The organism is Mucilaginibacter achroorhodeus (assembly GCF_007846095.1).
GTDB classification, from domain to species: Bacteria; Bacteroidota; Bacteroidia; order Sphingobacteriales; family Sphingobacteriaceae; genus Mucilaginibacter; species Mucilaginibacter achroorhodeus.
The window spans coordinates 692,922-711,104 of sequence record NZ_VOEI01000002.1 but is presented as its reverse complement, the minus strand read 5'-3'; the positions used below and the strand labels follow the sequence as shown (position 1 = coordinate 711,104).

The following is an 18,183-nucleotide window of genomic DNA, read 5'->3' as shown; positions in this document are numbered from 1 at the left end:
AGCAGAGTTTCTTATGATGAAATTTGGATGAAAAAGTTTAAATGTATCATTTACAGATGCTTTAAATTTTATAACTTGAACCCATCTTAAACCGTCACAATTTATTACCCAGTGGTTATTTATTTAACCATGTATAATAAACTTAATGAGTATTCTTACTGATAATATATATTTCGGCGAGCCTGGTAACGAAGTGTTGATACATCATGTGTTTGAACAACGTGTTACTGAACATCCCGAACTTATTGCGGTTCAATTTGGGAATGACAGCATTACCTATGCCGAGCTTAACGGTAGGGCTGATAAGTTGGCCCGTGTTATAAGTGCCACCTCGCCTGAAGCTTCGGTTATCGGTATCAGCGCAACGCGTTCTGTTACAACTATCATAAGCTTATTTGCTATTTTAAAGGCCGGCAAGGCTTATCTGCCGCTCGATCCAAGCTTTCCTGCAGATCGTTTAGAGGATATCATAGCCGATTGCGGCATGGATACCTGCTTGTCGCCGGCAAGCGACGCCGAAGTATTCAGACAGATCGTTAAGAACGTTTTGGTTTCTGACGAGCCTTTACCCGCTGTTCATCAGCCTGAAAAGGTTGCAAAAAACAAAGTTGCGTACATCATTTACACATCAGGCTCAACGGGTAAACCTAAAGGTGTTTGTGTTGGCCATGCGGGTGTTGTCAATCTGATCAAATGGCATTACAAGATATCCCCGTACCTTTCTGCCGGGCACAAAATGCTGCAGTTTTCGCCGCTGATATTCGATGCATCCGTAATGGAGATCTTTTGCACGTTAAGCGTAGGCGGTACGCTGGTATTGGTAGATGAGGCAACACGGATAGATCCAACCAGATTGCTGCGCTATATAAATGATCAGCAGATCAACAGGATCAACGTTCCGTTTGTGGCGCTGCAGTACTTAACTGAGGCCGCCGATGCTGAGCAATATTTCCCGGCATCTTTACAAGAGGTAATAAGCGCGGGTGAACAACTTAAGATAACGCCGCAGGTATTAAGTTTTTTTAAGGCTTTGCCAAATTGCGTGTTTTACAATATGTATGGCCCAACAGAGGCCAGCGTTTGTACCACAGGATTGAAATTAGATGGCCCGGCCGAGAGCTGGCCATTGCTGCCGAACATAGGTAAGCCGTTAGATAATGTAAGCGTACACATCCTTAATGATGAACTGAAAGAGGTTCCTCAGGGCGAACAGGGTGAGCTTTGCATAAGCGGCATTTGCCTTGCCTACGGTTACCTAAACCGCCCCGACCTTACTGCAGAAAAATTTGTTGATTGGACGGATGCCAACGGAAAAATCTTCAAAATATACAGAAGCGGCGATCTGGGCTTCTACCTGCCCGATGGAAACATAGAATATCTTGGCCGCAAAGATACGCAGGTAAAGATAAGAGGTAACCGGGTAGAGCTTGGCGAGATAGAAGTGGTTCTAAATCAATTGCCTGGCATACAGCAGGCCGTTGTGGTAGCCAGGGAAGATGTACCCGGCCAAAAACGACTGGTAGCTTACCTGATCGCCAGCGGCAATAAGAACGAAATATCATTTCTGCGAGAAAACATAGAACAGAAGCTGCCCGATTACATGATGCCGGCTGCATTTGTATGGGTAGATGATTTTATAAAAACTACAAGCGGTAAAATAGACCGAAACAGGCTGCCCGCGCCTGATATGCAGCGCCCCGAGCTTTCGGTGCTTTATAAGGCACCGTCCAACAATGTCGAAAAGAATATTGCAGGTTATTGGGCAGACTTACTGCAATTAGATAAAGTTGGCGTTTACGATAACTTTTTTGAGTTAGGCGGTAACTCCATCCTGGCTTTAAAAACCGTAGCTGCGCTTAAAAAGCAATTCGGTTATACGCTACCGATAACAAAGCTTTACCAGTACCCAACGGTTAACGGCATAGCCTCATATATTGATGGCAACAAAAATGTAGCAAAGGTTACCGCTGTTAAGAGCAAGCGCGATAAAAGCAACAACGATGTTGCCGTTATCGGTATGGCCGTACGTTTTCCCGGCGCCAACACGATCTACGATCTGTGGAATTTACTGACAGAAGGCCGCGAAACCACATCATTTTTTACTGATGATGAACTGGATGCAAGCATCCCGCAGCACATCCGCAATGCAGCCAACTATGTTAAGGCTCGAGGTATAGTAGAGAACGCCCAAAGCTTTGATGCTGCTTTTTTCGGTATAAACCCAAAGGTAGCCGAACTGATGGATCCGCAGCAGCGAGTGTTCCTGGAGTTGGCATGGGAAGCTTTAGAGACCAGCGGTCACCTGCCCGGTAAATATGACGGCCCGGTAGGGGTTTTTGCAGGGGTGGGCAACAATACTTACTACACCAATAATGTACTATCCAATACCGATAAGATCGAGAATATCGGACGCTTTTTAACGGCAACTATTAACGAAAAAGATTACATAGCTACCCGCACCGCGTATGAGTTAAATCTTACCGGCCCTGCGGTAAGCGTACACGCAGCCTGTTCAACCTCTTTGCTGGCGATAGCGCAGGCTGCGGATAGCATCCGTAATGGGCAATGTAACGTGGCGCTGGCTGGCGGCTCTTCTATAAGTGCGCCTATTAAAAGCGGGCATCTTTATCAGCAGGGAACCATGCTAAGTGCCGATGGCCATTGCCGCCCGTTTGATGCCGAAAGCGATGGCACCGTGTTTAGTGATGGTGCCGGCGTTGTGGTGCTCAAAAGTTTACAGGAAGCCGAACGCGATGGCGATCGTGTTTACGCCGTTTTAAAAGGCGTTGGCGTTAACAACGATGGCGGTGGCAAAGGCAGTTTTACAGCACCAAGTGCAGCCGGGCAGGCAGGTGCTATTGCAATGGCTATCGCCGATGCAGAAGTTAAGCCGGCTGATATCTCCTACGTAGAGGCTCACGGTACAGCAACTGCATTGGGCGATCCTATTGAAATTGAAGGACTTAACCTTGCCTTTGGCAAACAGGAAAAGAACCAGTACTGCGCTATCGGCTCCATTAAAAGTAACATGGGGCATTTGGTAGCCGCAGCAGGTGTGGCGGGTTTCATTAAAACAACGCTGGCGCTGTTTTACAAGCAGCTACCGGCTTCGTTATATTTTACCAAACCTAACCCAAATATCGATTTCAGCGACAGTCCGTTCTTTGTGAACACGCAGCTTCGCGAGTGGGAAACAAATGGTAAACGCATTGCCGGGGTAAGCTCATTTGGGGTAGGCGGTACCAACGTACACGTTATCCTGGAAGAGTATGATAACGAAGTGCGATCATCAGGCGAGAGCAGGCCGCTGCAATTGATAAGCTGGTCGGCAAAAACGGCTACAAGTGCCTCGAAATTTGCAGACCGACTGTATCATTACGTTAAAAATAATCCGGAAGCTCCATTAGCAGATATTGCCTATACACTGCATACCACGCGAAATAATTTCAAGGAGCGTAATTTTATCTTAGCTGCTGATAATGATGATCTGCTGGAAAAGCTGACCAACTTTAAGCTCGATATCACCAATTCAAAAGTAATTAGCCAAAGCGCTACTGAAGTAGTGTTTATGTTTCCCGGCCAGGGCGCGCAGTACCTGAACATGGGCCGCGAGCTTTACGTAGGCGAACCTGTTTTTGCTGATGCAGTAAATGAATGCGTAGCCTTATTGCAAGGCACCGGCCAGGCCGATATCGCTGATGTGATATATGCACCGGGATCGCCGGAGGCAACAGAAAAATTAAAGAATACTTTTTACACCCAGCCAGCTATTTTCATTACATCATACGCTATGGCCAAGCTGTGGATGAGCTGGGGCGTTGAGCCAACAATATTTGTGGGCCATAGTATTGGTGAATTTGTTGCCGCTCATTTTGCCGGCGTATTTAGCCTGGCCGATGCTTTGAAACTTATCACAGAGCGTGCCCGATTAGTGAGTGAAGCTCCGGAAGGGGATATGCTCTCGGTACGGTTAACGGCGCAAGAACTGGAAGCTATCTTGCCACAAGATCTTTCTGTAGCTGCCATCAATAGTAAAAAACTAACCGTAGTGGCAGGCAAAAAGGAGGCCGTTGCTGCCTTTGCAAAAGTATTGGACGAACGAGGTACATCGGGCAGGTTATTGCAAACCAGCCATGCCTTCCATTCAGCCATGATGGATGACATCGTTAAACCTTTTGAGCAGATTGTAAGGTCGGTAAAGATAAATTCGCTGGTTAAGCCTATCATGTCTACTGTTACAGGCAATTGGTTAACAGAAGCAGAGGCTTGTGATCCGGCTTACTGGGCTGATCATTTGCGTAAAACCGTACGTTTTGCAAATGCGATTGAAAAACTTGCAGAAGATAAAGGACGTGTTTATCTTGAAGTTGGTCCGGGCCGAACGCTGGCTACACTGGCAGCACAGCAAACAGCAGATAAGCCGGTAGTCACTATCGGGGGGATGGATAACAGCAATAACCAATCGGAATATCAATCCGTATTAAAGGCCGTTGGGCAGTTATGGTTAAACGGCATCGAACCAAATTGGAATGAGTTTTACATTGGTCAGCGTAAGCGGTTGCGATTACCTGCTTATGCTTTTGACCGGAAAATATATTGGGTGGAACCTGCTACAATAAACCCCGCAGGCATGGTAAATTACCAGCCGGAGGAAATAGTACCAGATACGCCACCCGCTAAAATTGAAGAAGATACTACACCAAGCATGATAACGAGAAAAGATTTTCTGGCCGAAAAACTTCAGGGCATTTTTACGGATGCCGCAGGTATTGATATTGACAACGCCTCTGCCGATGTAAGTTTCCCTGAAATTGGGTTCGATTCGCTTTTGCTAACCCAGATAGCCACCAATCTTAAAAAAACCTTTAATGTAAATATCACGTTCAGGAAACTGTTTGAGGATTATAATTCGATCAACCTGCTGGCCGACTTCCTGGATAAAACACTACCGACAGACCAGTTTGGGCCACCGGCCTCAGCTAAAAAAGCCGCCGCTGCACCGCAATCTCAGCCGGTTTATGCGCAGGCCGCTACACCGCAACCGGTAGCATTTTATCCGCAGGCAGCAACAGCTCCTGTAACTGGTGCCGGTAGCGAGATGGCTTTAAATATGATCAGTCAGCAGTTGCAGCTGCTGGCTACGCAAATCGCGCACTTACAAGGCGGCGAGGTTAAAACAAAAACCGTTACGCTGCAGCCACCGCCCCTGGCTAACGAACTGAAAGGCGAACCTGTAGCGCCGCCGGTGTTAGAACCCGAGCCGGAAGTAACAGCCGAAGAAATGGTGGAGATAAAAAAACCATTTGGCGCCACTGCACGCATAGAGCGCAAAGTGCAGGAACTTGATGAAAAGCAATTACAGTGGTTAGAAGATCTTACCAAACGCTACAACGATAAAACCCGCAAAAGTAAAGAGCAAACGCAGGAACATCGTGCCTACATGGCTGATCCACGCGTAGTAAGTGGGTTTCGCCCGCTTACCAAGGAACTGGTTTATCCGGTTGTGATCAACCGCTCAAAAGGCAACCGATTGTGGGATGTTGATGGCAATGAATACATCGATGCGTTAAACGGTTTCGGCTCAAACATGCTGGGTTACCAGCCGGATGTTTTGAAGAAGGCTATTATAGAACAAATAGATAAAGGTTACGAAATTGGCCCGCAGCATGAGCTGGCAGGTCCGGTTTGTAAGCTGTTGTGCGAATTTACCGGTCATGACCGTGCTGCCCTTTGTAACACCGGTTCTGAGGCTGTATTAGGTGCAATGCGTGTTGCACGTACAGTAACAGGTCGCTCACTTATCGTGGCTTTCAGTGGTTCATACCATGGTATTATGGATGAAGTTATTGTTCGTGGTACCAAAAAATTAAAGACGTTCCCGGCTGCATCCGGTATCCTGATGGATAATGTGCAGAATATGCTGATACTGGATTACGGTACCGATGAGGCATTGCGCATCATTAAAGAACGTGCGGATGAAATTGCCGCCGTACTGGTAGAGCCGGTGCAAAGCCGCCGGCCTGATTTTCAGCCAATAGAATTTTTGAAGCAATTGCGCACGCTTACCGCAGACGAGGATATTTGCCTGGTGTTTGACGAAGTGATCAGCGGTTTCCGTTTCCATCCCGGTGGTACACAGGCTATTTTTGGCATCAAAGCCGACCTGGGTACCTACGGTAAGGTGATAGGAGGCGGTATGCCCGTAGGTGCTATCTGCGGCAAAAAAGAATACATGGACGCTCTTGACGGAGGTTTCTGGGACTTTGGCGATAGCTCGGTGCCAGAAGTAGGCGTAACCTATTTCGCAGGTACATTTGTTCGCCATCCCTTAGCGCTTGCGGCTACCAAAGCTTCGCTCGAATACATGAAAGAGCAGGGCCCGTCACTACAGGAAAAACTTACGGCAATGGCAACCCGCCTGCGCGATGGTTTTGCAAAAGTTTGCAGCGATGCAAATATTCCTGTTACAACCGTGGGTTACGGTTCGTTGTGGCGCATTAAGTTTTTGGAAGATGTACCATACAACGAGTTGTTATTCACCTTAATGCGTTTGCGCGGGGTGCATATCCTGGATGGTTTCCCATGCTTTATGACTGATGCCCATACCGAACAGGACGTGGATTTCATGATAGAGCAGTTTAGGCAGAGCATACATGAAATGGTTGATGTAGGTTTCTTTAAATTTACATCGGCAGAAAACCATGTACAACTCGTTGCCAACGGCACCGTAAATACAAACGGCACGGCAAGCAATGTAAATTTAGAAGCGATGAACACCCCGCCAGTAGAAGGCGCGAAGCTCGGCCGCGATAACGAAGGTAACCCGGCATGGTTTGTAAAAGATGAAGCAGACCCAACTAAATACGTGCAGTATAACATTAATAATAACTAATGCTAAACCAAACCCTTACTGATAATCCCCGGGTTAGGGTAGAAGACTTTAATCCGTTTGCAGGGCCGGAAATAGCCTTGATTGCACCGGCGACCGAACCGCAGATGGAGATCTGGACGTCGTGCCTCATAGGTGGTAACGATGCCAGCTGTGCATATAACGATTTTGCTACTATAGTACTCTCCGGCGAAGCTTTTGATAAAGAAGCTATGCTGAAGGCTGCACAAGCTTTAAGCGACAGGCACGAAGCGCTGCGCAGTGTTTTTAGTGCAGATGGCGCACATATCATTATTTACAAACACCTTGATGTTTTAGTAGATTATCACGATATATCCGATCAGGATGATGAACAAAACCGTGATTTTGTAAAAAACTATTGCAGGCAGTTAGCCATCACTGCTTTAGATCTTAAGAACGGCCCGCTGTTTAAGATAGCACTGATCAAATTAAATGATACTGAGCACCAGGTAATCTTACTTACCCACCACATTATCTGCGATGGCTGGTCGATGGGGTTGATCATGCAGGACCTGGGTAAGCTTTACAACGCCTTTGCACAGGGCGTTGAGCCAAACCTGCCATCGGCACCGCATTTCAGCGTTTTTGCCGTGGAAGAGGCGAATGCTAAGAACAGTGCTGAACACCTTGCTACCGAGCAATATTGGGTAGAGCAGTTTAAAGGCAGCGATCATTTGCTTGATATACCTACCGATAATCCGCGCCCAACGCCACGTACTTTTAAAAGTACCCGTGCAGACTACGGTTTGGATACCCAATTGGTTGCCGACCTGAGGAACCTCGCCCGTAAAACCGGTACCAGTTTGGTAACAGCTATTTTGGCATCGTTCGAGGTGTTTTTACACCAATTGACCGGGCAGGACGAAGTGATTGTAGGTTTACCTGCCGCCGGCCAAGCAGCAACCGGTAATTTTGGTTTAGTAGGGCATTGTGTTAATTTATTACCACTGCGCAGTTTTCCGCATGGTGCACAAACGTTTGCCAATTATTTAAAAGACCGTAAAAGCACCATTTTAGATGCTTACGATAACCAACAATACACCTTTGGCAGCTTACTGAAGAAACTGGCCATCCCGCGCGATCCTTCCCGCTTGCCGCTTGTGCCAATAATGTTCAATATCGATATCGGTATGGATGAAGGGATAGGTTTCCATAACCTCAAACATCGCTACATCAACAATCCGAGGGAATATGAAACGTTCGAGATATTCCTCAACGTTACGGATAATAAGGGTACACTTACTTTTGAGTGGTCATACAATACACAGCTTTTCCAGGCAGCTACCATTACCCGTTTTATGCAGGAGTTTGAGCACCTGCTGCGTTACGTGGTCAAAACACCCGACGTACTGATAGGCAAACTGCCTTTGATGAACGCAGAACAGGTGCGCGAGCAGCTTAACCGCTGGAATAATACCCGTGTTAATTATCCGCGCGATAAGCCATTGAATAAGATCATCAGTGAAACGGCAATGCAGTATCCTGATAAGGTGGCATTAAAGTTTGGTAAAGAAGAATACACCTATGCAAAGCTGAATGACAAATCAAATCAGTTTGCCGCGGTATTGATAGAGAATGGGGTAAAGGTAGCCGATAAGGTTGCTATTTCTGTTGACCGCGATGCCGACCTGGTTATTGCGCTTCTGGGTATTATGAAGGCCGGAGCAACCTACATTCCGCTCGATCCGATATTCCCCATCAACCGTATCAACTACATGCTGGAAGATTCGGCTGCTGTTGTATTGGTTACTACGAAAAAATATAGCGGTAAATACATTTCCAACGCTAAAGAGCTGTTGCTGGATGATATCATGCCTAAGCTTGGCAATTATGCTGATAGTGACCCGGCCGTAGTTGTGCAAGGCGAAGACCTGCTTTATATCCTGTATACATCCGGTTCTACCGGGCAGCCCAAGGGCGTGCAGATAAAGCATCATAACGCAGTTAATTTTTTATACAGTATGCAAAAGCAGCCGGGGCTAACCGCTGCTGATAAATTGCTTGCTGTAACTACCATTAGCTTTGATATTGCCGGGCTGGAGCTTTGGCTGCCATTAATAACCGGTGCACAAATTGTGCTTGCAGATGCCATTATGGCTAAGGATGGCCAGGAGTTATTACAAACCATCCGTAACGAGCAGATAACCGTTATGCAGGCTACGCCTTACACCTGGCGTATTATGCTTGAAGCTGGCTGGGGTGCAGAGCAGGTGAAGGTAATTTGTGGTGGAGAGGCCTTGCCGATGGACCTGGCACAGCGCATACTGGAGCGCGCCTCATCTTTATGGAACGTTTACGGGCCAACGGAGACCACTATCTGGTCTACCCTTAAAGAGATCAAAGCATCAGACGGTTTTATCAGCATTGGTAGACCGATAGATAACACTTACATCTATATTTTAGATAAGTTTCAAAACCCGTTAGGGCCGGGTGCTGCAGGCGAGATCTACATAGCGGGCGAAGGTGTTGCCAAAGGCTATCTTAACCAACCTGCGTTAACAGAAGAGAAATTTGTTCATGATCCATTTGATACCATAACGCCTAACCCCGTCATGTACCGCACCGGCGACCTCGGTACTTTTACTGCCGATGGAGACCTGATGTACATATCACGGATAGATGCGCAAGTTAAAATACGGGGTTACCGCATTGAAACGGGCGAGATCGAATTCAATCTTGGGAAGGAAGAGGCTATTAAACAGGCCGTAGTGGTTGCCCGTAATGATAAGAACGGCGTGGCCAAACTGGTGGCCTATGTGTTGCTGAACGATAACTTTAAAGGCATTGAAAACCCCACTGATCTGATCCAGAAATGGCGCACTGATCTGAGAAACTCGGTGCCTGACTATATGCTGCCGGATAACTTTGCCATTATTGATGAAATGCCGATGACGCCTAACGGCAAGGTGGATAAAAAGGTGCTGGCAGCCAGCGATATTGATGCTGCAGAAACGGTTAAATACGTAGCACCAACCACCGATACCGAAAGGTTGTTGTCAACTATCTGGAAAGAGCTATTAGGCATTGAGCAGGTGGGTATCAATGATAACTTTTTTGAGTTGGGCGGCCACTCGCTTATTGCGGTAAAAGTTATGGCACGTATAGAACAGGAAACAGGCGAACGCTTACCGCTTGCCATCCTGTTTGAAAACTCTACCATCGAAAAGCTTGCCGCCGTTATGGATAGCGATGTGTCTGCAGTATCATGGGATTCTTTGGTGCCAATAAAGCCGACCGGTAGCAAAGTGCCAATTTATATTGTCCACGGAGCAGGGTTAAACGTTTTGCTGTTTAACACGCTGGCCAACAATGTTGATGATGAGCAGCCTGTATATGGCTTACAGGCAAAGGGCCTTAACGGTGTAGATGAGCCTTTAAACAGGATGGAGGATATGGCGGCCCATTACGTTTCTTCCATCCTTGCACAAAATCCGGATGGTCCTTATGCTTTGGCGGGTTTCTCGTTCGGCGGATTAATAGCCTTTGAAATGGCGCGCCAAATGAAAGCGCTTAATAAAGATGTACGCATGCTGGCTATGTTTGACACCTATGCTTACCGTACACCGCATTACGATCCATGGGCGACCAAACAAGTGAAACGCGGGCTATATTTAGGGCGTAAAGTTTGGCATAGCGTTACCTTTAAAGATGGTTTCCTTAAAACCATTCGCAAGCGCAGTGAGGCCATTAAGAGAAGTTTGGTAAGGTTATTCTGGAAATTGAGGCACGGCGAGAAGCAAGATCAGGTAGGTTTTTTCGGTTACTCTAACCGTATTGATGAGGCTAATAACTTGGCGCAGAAGTATTATCTTATCGCTCCATCAGATCTGGAAATCGAGCTTTTCCGCGCGGAGACCCGTTCTTACTATCTCGATGACTATGAATATATGGGATGGAGACCTTATGCTTTAAAAGGTATCAACATCCATAGCGTTCCGGGTGAACATACTACCATGTTTAAAGAGCCAAACGATAAAATATTTGCCCGTGTATTGCAGGATTGCCTTGATAAGATCAATTATTAAGGCGGTTTGGGACAGCTCACAAATATTTTTATTGAACAGGTAATATGGCTCAGCCAAGCTGATTTTAAATTGCCCGGCAGCCGGGAAGCCCATCTTTGGCGGATAAACATTCCGGAAAATCTGTACCGGTTGAATGAACTGCGGGCAATTTTGCAACCTGATGAATTGCAGCGCGCGGAAAAGTATCATCAGCTTAAAGACAGGCAGCGGTTTGTGGTAAGCAGGGCACTGCAGCGAATGATATTGGGGAAATATCTCGATCAAGATCCCGAAGCTTTACGATTTGTTTTAGGCGATAATAAAAAGCCCTATCTGCTTAAGGATGACGGAACGGCTGTTCATTATAATGTATCACACTCCGGCGATTGGATAGCACTTGCAATAGCATCATCGCCGGTAGGCGCAGACGTTGAATTTATTGATCCTGAATTTCCGTTTGATGATATCCTGCCCGACCATTTTAGCGAAACTGAGATCGATTTCATAAAATTAAACGAAAGCACACAAAGATTTTATCTGCTTTGGACACGCAAAGAGGCTTTTTTAAAAGCGACAGGGCAGGGGCTTGGTGAACATCTTATAATTACGCCAGCGCTTGATGGCGCGCATGAACTTGCTGACGCGTTGAGTGGCAATGCTAATAACTGGAAATTACAAAGCCTGGTACTTAGCAATAATTACTTATGTGCAGTAGCAATGGCCGGCGAATGGGAACTTAAAAGTTTCGTCGTTAATTTTCGGTAGCTAAAGAGCGGACGCTATCCCTTGGCATTGTTTTAAGGTTGCTTATTTCGCTTACCCTCTCTGCTGTTTGCAGCCACTTTTTCTTGTCGCTATTTTTTAAATTGTTGATGCGACTTGTATCTGCCTTGGCAAAATACTCAACAATGTTTTTCTGTAAGTCGGGCGATACTGTTTTATAACCCTGCTCTTGTAATTTTTCTAACAGCTTGGCATAGGTGTTATCAGCCAGGTGATAATTGCCTAACTGGGTTGGCTCACCGGTATCAAAGTTAATATCGGGTAATACAAGTGAATTGGTTTGCACCTCCGCAAGTGCTGCGTGATAGTTCTTCAATATAGCATCAAAGCTTTGCGCAAATAATTTTTGCCCCTCTTCGCCGGGAGATTTAAACTTTAAAGCCTTTAAGGGGCCAACCTTTGGCAATATCCCTATCAGGAAAACTGCGGCTTTAGCCCAAAACTTAGGTTCCTGCCGTTGTTTACCAAACTCAAGATTAAATGCCCGCCTGGTCATTTTATATTGAAACTCTTTGGCTGTAATACCCGGGTTAAGTTTTGATATCTGATCTTTGTTTGATTCGTAAGCAGCCTTGGTCAATTTTGGAAAAAGATTGCGTACGCCCCAGCGCATGGTGTTTATATCGGCATCGATATTACCGAAAATAGTATTCAGGTTGCGCCCATAGGTCTTGTAAAAGGCACGTTCTAAAACCGGCACGGAGATATTGAAACCTATAAAATCATGATAACCTTCTGATGTATAGCCGCCCTGCCCAATTTGCAAAACATCATAGGCAAATTCCATGCGACTGTGCGACATATGGTTCTCCTCGTAAGTAACCACGTTGCCAAATTTCTTTTGCAGTTTAGGGTAAACAAGCGGCACGTTGAGGTTTGTAGACATGGAATGGCCGTATTTGTCTGCCATATAGTGTGACAAAGCACCAAGTGCAAAGGCGTATTCGTTGATATTTTGGGCATCATTTATCAAATTAATGATAAAATCTCCGCTACGCACGTAATGCAGCAGATCGGTAAAGAATGCGTTGCCTAAAGGCATGTAACCCATATCGGCAACTATGCTGCCGCCATAAGCGTAGGAGTGGGCCTTTATCATTTCCTCGCGGGTAGCATTGGGGTATTTTTCTTTGATCATTGGGTACAGCACAGGCTTCCATGATGCATCAATGATGGCCTCATGCGCCAACACCGAATAGGCTTTAGCCTGCCTGCTTGCCAGGCAAATTAAAAGCACCGAAAACACATAAACCCGAATGGCGCGAAACGTTAACATTGCAGTAGCTATATTGCGATAACAACCGCAAATCTATCCGCAGTGTTTTACCTGTAAGTAACAATATTGTAAATGTTACGATAGGGCTTAATGTGAATGACCGGAATTAGTGAATGATGGAATGAGCGAGTGCAGAGGAAATACAATAATCACTCATTTCATCATCTAAGGCCTATTTTTTCTCGTTGTAAATGCCAAATTCTGCAATGCTGGGCTGGCTCTCGGCCTTATCTATTGTAACGCGCACTTTGTTGCCCCAAACGGTATTGAAGCGGTGTACCTTTACACGTTTGGCAATGTCACCGGTGGCCAGCGGTTTCCAAACACCGTTTTGCAGGTACTCTATATGGTAATTGCTGATGTTGCTTTTAGGTTCGGTAAGTCCTACGGCGTTAAATTCAGTATCGCGGCCAAGGTCAACTTCCCACCATGGGGTTTTTACGGTGCTATTTGAGGTCCATGAGGTGGTAAAATCGTCATCGTTGGCAAAGTCCATAATGTTCATATCATCGCTCCAGCTGCTGTTGGTTGGTTTACGTTTTGCCAAATTGGTAGATATGATAGGCTCGCCGGTTGGCGCAAGTTTAGGTGCAGCTGCATTGCCTTTCCATTGCTTACCTATTTCTTTTAACGCAGCGATGGCATTATCGTCAAATAAGCCGTCGCGATTTGGTGCCACATTCAGGATGTAATTACAACCCGCATTGTTTAGCGTGGTTAGTTCGTTAACCATCTTAGCCGGGTCTTTAACAGCGGTGGTTGGGAAGTTGGTTTTCCAGAACCAGCTTGATTGTAAAGGCAAACAAGCCAACGATGGCATAATGTTGTTGCCTTTATCCAAACGCTGGCCGGCACCCATTTCATAGGTTTTGATATCGCTGTAAAACAAACCCTCGGCAGGATATTTTGCACCATTCAGGTCCATCACCACACAATCCGGTTGTAACGACTTTATCAAACGGTATACATCCTCAAACGGGATATCGTCATAGCTGATACGGCTCCATGGTGCATCCCAGCCGTCAATTATCAGCGCTTCTATTTTTCCATATTTTGTTAAAAGCTCAGTCAATTGTGCTTTCACCATCTCAAAATGTTTTGGGGTGATAGAGTTAGGACGTAGCTTATGATGCGTATCCAAAATAGAATAGTACAGCATTACCTTCAACCCATTCTTACGGAAAGCATCAACATATTCCTTCACCACATCGCGCTTTAACGGACTGTTCATCACGTTGTAGTCGGTAGTTTTGGTATCCCAGATACAGAAACCGCTGTGATGCTTTGTGGTAAGGCAACCGTAGGTCATGTTAGCGCTTTTAGCAGCTTTAGCCCATTGGTCGGCGTTAAGCTTTTTTGGGTTGAACATCGCCGGCGAAGCTTCAGGATCAGGCCAGTCTGCATCCCAGTAGGTAGGCATATTAAAATGTATGAACATCCCAAATTTAAGGTCGACAAAGCGCTGTTGAAGCGTAGAAAGATCTGTTTTAGTTTGAGCTGAGCAATAGAACGTTGTAGTAAGCAGTAATACAGCGGTTAGCAGTTTCTTCATGGTCAGGAGAATGTAGTTCTCCAAATTAAGTGATATTTTTTGAAGGTTGATTAAAGGATTTTTGCATGATGATATGTTTGATTGGCAGATGAAGAATAAAGAGATGTGTTTCTCCACTGGTCGAAGTTTTTAACGTCGACCTAAAGTATTGCAAGCATTCTGCTTGCGTGTTAAGCTGTAAGCTTAACACATTTCGGGTCGGAAGTTACACTGCGCTAAACTTCGACCAGTGAATGGTCATGCTGCTCACTACCGTTCCTAACGGAGACCCTCTCTCAAATTGAATTTACATCTCCTTTCCCAGTACTTCATCAACAATACCAAACTCCTTTGCTTCGGCGCCTATCATCCAGTGGTCACGGTCTGACACCTGATGAACGCGTTCGTAGGTTTGTCCACTGTGTTTGGCAATGGTTTCATAGAGCTGCTGTTTGATGATGGCAATCTGTTTTGCTGCTATCTCCACATCAGAGGCGGTACCTTGTGCGCCGCCTGAAGGCTGGTGCAGCATTACTCTTGAGTGCGGCAATGCGGCTCTTTTCCCCGCGGCACCTGCACATAAAATAACAGCCGACATAGATGCTGCCATACCTGTACATATGGTTGCAACGTCAGGATTGATGAATTGCATGGTATCATAAATTCCGAACCCTGCATATACCGATCCACCGGGTGAATTGATGTAGATCTGTATATCGCGCTTGGCATCCGTAGACTGCAGGAACAGTAGTTGGGCCTGTATAATGTTAGCTACCTGGTCGTCAATGGCAGTACCGAGGAAAATGATACGGTCCATCATCAGGCGCGAGAACACGTCCATTTGTGTGATATTCATCTGTCGCTCTTCCATAATGGCAGGGGTGAGTGAGGCTGTGATATTAGCGTTGTTTACCCGCGCAATAAAACGGTCTACGTGCAAACTTTGGACATGGCGATGCCTCACCGCGTACTTGCGGAACTCATTTGTGTTCATTTCTTAAATTTTAAGGGTTAACGTTTAAAGAAGCTAAGGACAAGATCTTTAAAACTTTGATGTTGTGGTTGGATAAACAGTTGCTTATGAATATCCTCGATCTGTGCACGAAGTGATTCACGGCCATATTGGCGAACTATGTTAAGCGTCCGCTTATGCAAGTTTACTTCCGTACCTAAATCCGGATTAAGGATTAGCCGTGCCTCCATCAATAATGCATCACTGGTGGGAAGCACACCATTTACATAGTCGTCTGTTATTTTGGTATTATTCAACGAAGTCCGCATATTCTAAGGATTGTTGCTTAACCGTTTCTCTCACTTTCTCAAGGCATTTATACTTTTGCACAGTAACCGACCGTTCACCGGCATAGCCAAATTTTTCTGCCACATCACGCATGGCAAGCTTGTCGTAATAAAACGCACTTAACAGATCCATACAGCGCTTGCCGGCTGTTTGCAGGTAATGCAGTATTTTTTTGGTCGATGGCTGTTCGTCGGCTTCATCAGCTATATCAAACGAATTATCGTCTATGGATTTTAACTCAGTTTGCTGATTAAATTTCTTGAACCAAAGATGCTTTGCAATGCCGGTGAGATAAGCTTTATTATTTGAAACCTCAAAATCGCCGGCGATAACCTTTTCATAGTACACAACTAACGCATCATGGAAAATATCTTTGGCGTCATCAAAAGTGCCGCCCATCCTGGCCACATACTTCGCCACTACCGGGAACATGCTTTTATAAAGCTCCGTTAGTAATTGCTCTCTGCTTGTTGTGCTTACCATATCCTTGCTTTTATAATGATGTGCGGTAGGAGAGGGATATATCACCGTAAAATTGCAAATAATTTTAAGCTATGGCAAAACCGTCATTCTGCCCGAAGCTTTTTTGCTGCCAAGAAGGAAATAAAAGTAAGAAGGTAAATTATAAGTACAGTGATGGACCTAAGATAACCGAATTCATGCGGCCTTCGCAAAAGGCGATAGCCACAGGCATTGCTTTAGCAGAAACTTTAAAGCATTTTGCGGCAGCCGCGAGTTTTCTTTTTGGTACTTTTTCTTTTGCGGAAAAAGAAAAAGTACATCCACTGACTTTGATAATTTACTGCCGTTCCCAATTGAGAACTGCTTATTCGGTTACCGCACTGTAGTTCTTGGCAGTGACACCTTATTTTATAGACGCAATCGACCTGTCATTTAACGGCTCACATCTTAAACACAAAATAATCCTTTGCATTATGATAACAAATATCAGCGATCACTTTTCCTGTCCATTCTATATCATTAGGTAATTCCCCGTTCTCTATATCCTCGCCGAATAAATTACACAGTAACCTGCGGAAATACTCGTGCCGTGGAAATGACAGAAAGCTACGCGAGTCTGTAAGCATGCCTACAAACCTGCTTAGCAAGCCCATGTTTGATAGCGCGTTGATCTGTTTGGTCATACCGTCCTTTTGGTCTAAAAACCACCAAGCCGAGCCGAACTGTACTTTACCGGCCATCGACCCATCGTTAAAATTACCGGTCATGGCAGCCATTACTTCATTGTCGGCGGGATTGAGATTGTAGATGATGGTTTTGGCCAGCCTGTCATCTTTATCCAACCTGTTCAGAAAACGGGATAAGGCACGCGCCTGACTAAAATCGCCAATAGAATCAAAGCCGGTATCCGGGCCTAATTTGCTTAACAAACGGCTGTTGTTGTTTCTTAAAGCACCCAAATGATACTGCTGCACCCAGCCTTTTTCGTGATGCCACAGTGCCAGGTTAAAAAGCATAGCCGATTTAAATTTTACCTTTTCTGCATTGGTAACAGGCTTTTCTGATCGCACCTTTTCAAATATGGTTCTTATCTCCTCGTCGGTATAGTCTTCGGCGTAAATGTGCTCCAACCCATGATCGGCCACCATGCAGCCGTTGGCCGCAAAGTAATGATGGCGATTTTTGAGTGCGTAGAGGTAATCATCAAAATTAACGATTGGCGTATTAGCCACTTCCTCTAACCGGGTAATGTAGGTATTCAACGCGGCTACGTCCTCTATGTACATGGCCTTATCCGGCCTAAAAGAAGGAAACATCTTAACGGTACCGCCTTCTTTTTTCAATTTCTCGTGATGGGACAGATCATCCAGCGGATCATCGGTAGTGCAAACCACCTCAACGTTCATTTTTTTAAGCAACTGCTGCACAGAAAAGTCGGGTTGTTGTAATTTGGCTGAGGCATCCTCATAAATATAATCTGCAGTGCCGGCCATTAACCTCGAATCGATATTGAAATACCTGCGTAACTCCAGATGTGTCCATTGGTATAAAGGGTTTCGTAGTGTATAGGGCACAGTTTCCGCCCATTTTTCAAACTTTTCAAAGTCTGATTTTCCGCCGGTTATATATTCTTCACTGATACCGTTTGCCCGCATGGCGCGCCACTTGTAATGGTCGCCGTAGAGCCAGGCCTGGGTAAGGTTGTTAAAGTTGATATTGCCGGCTATCTGATTAGGCGGCAGGTGACAGTGGTAATCTATAATAGGCATGTCTTTCGCATAATCATGATACAGGCGACGGGCGGTATCAGAGTGCAGCAGAAAGTCATCATCTAAAAAGCTTTTCATACAAGGCTAATAATAAGGCAATGTATTGTATTAAGTTAAAATTCAAAAGTCCGAAGTCCAAAAACTTGAA

10 protein-coding genes are annotated in these 18,183 nt (G+C 45.5%); 4 read left to right on the top strand and 6 right to left on the bottom strand.

Translation table 11 applies throughout. The annotated features are described in order from the left end of the window. Positions 1-145: 145 nt before the first annotated feature. From FPZ42_RS09110 to FPZ42_RS09100, 3 genes are read left to right on the top strand one after another with little or no spacing between them, the layout of a single operon-like run. Positions 146-6,892: a polyketide synthase gene (locus FPZ42_RS09110; RefSeq protein WP_146270542.1), complete on the top strand. Its 6,747-nt coding sequence runs from the start codon at positions 146-148 to the stop codon at positions 6,890-6,892. Beyond that, positions 6,892-10,935 (top strand): non-ribosomal peptide synthetase, encoded by a 4,044-nt coding sequence (locus tag FPZ42_RS09105; protein ID WP_146270540.1) that lies wholly within the window; start codon positions 6,892-6,894, stop codon positions 10,933-10,935. The genes FPZ42_RS09110 and FPZ42_RS09105 overlap by 1 nt, the downstream gene beginning before the upstream one ends. Before the next feature lie 6 nt (positions 10,936-10,941). After that, positions 10,942-11,679, top strand: coding sequence for a 4'-phosphopantetheinyl transferase family protein (locus FPZ42_RS09100; RefSeq protein WP_146270538.1), 738 nt, complete (start codon positions 10,942-10,944; stop codon positions 11,677-11,679). Here the strand turns inward: FPZ42_RS09100 and FPZ42_RS09095 are convergent. The 5 genes from FPZ42_RS09095 to FPZ42_RS09075 all read right to left on the bottom strand — a co-directional run bounded on the left by FPZ42_RS09095 (position 11,666) and on the right by FPZ42_RS09075 (position 16,287). Next, positions 11,666-12,973: a zinc dependent phospholipase C family protein gene (locus FPZ42_RS09095; protein ID WP_146270536.1), complete on the bottom strand. Its 1,308-nt coding sequence runs from the start codon at positions 12,971-12,973 to the stop codon at positions 11,666-11,668. The two genes, FPZ42_RS09100 and FPZ42_RS09095, sit on opposite strands and share 14 nt — an antisense overlap. A 172-nt stretch (positions 12,974-13,145) precedes the next feature. Then, complete coding sequence (locus tag FPZ42_RS09090; protein WP_146270534.1) at positions 13,146-14,525, bottom strand: alpha-L-fucosidase; 1,380 nt, start codon at positions 14,523-14,525, stop codon at positions 13,146-13,148. A gap of 286 nt (positions 14,526-14,811) precedes the next feature. Continuing rightward, positions 14,812-15,498 (bottom strand): ClpP family protease, encoded by a 687-nt coding sequence (locus tag FPZ42_RS09085; protein WP_146270532.1) that lies wholly within the window; start codon positions 15,496-15,498, stop codon positions 14,812-14,814. Between the two features lie 17 nt (positions 15,499-15,515). After that, a complete protein-coding gene (locus FPZ42_RS09080) occupies positions 15,516-15,785 on the bottom strand; it encodes a hypothetical protein (protein ID WP_146270530.1) in 270 nt (89 codons plus the stop codon). Further along, a complete protein-coding gene (locus FPZ42_RS09075; RefSeq protein WP_146270528.1) occupies positions 15,766-16,287 on the bottom strand; it encodes an RNA polymerase sigma factor in 522 nt (173 codons plus the stop codon). The genes FPZ42_RS09080 and FPZ42_RS09075 overlap by 20 nt, the downstream gene beginning before the upstream one ends. A gap of 71 nt (positions 16,288-16,358) precedes the next feature. Here FPZ42_RS09075 and FPZ42_RS09070 point away from each other — a divergent pair, with 71 nt between their 5' ends. Continuing rightward, positions 16,359-16,652, top strand: coding sequence for a hypothetical protein (locus FPZ42_RS09070; RefSeq protein ID WP_146270526.1), 294 nt, complete (start codon positions 16,359-16,361; stop codon positions 16,650-16,652). A 54-nt stretch (positions 16,653-16,706) separates the two neighbouring features. On the opposite strand, the gene uxaC is transcribed toward FPZ42_RS09070, so the two are convergent. Continuing rightward, a complete protein-coding gene (gene uxaC / locus FPZ42_RS09065) occupies positions 16,707-18,113 on the bottom strand; it encodes a glucuronate isomerase (RefSeq protein ID WP_146270524.1) in 1,407 nt (468 codons plus the stop codon). Positions 18,114-18,183: the final 70 nt, after the last annotated feature.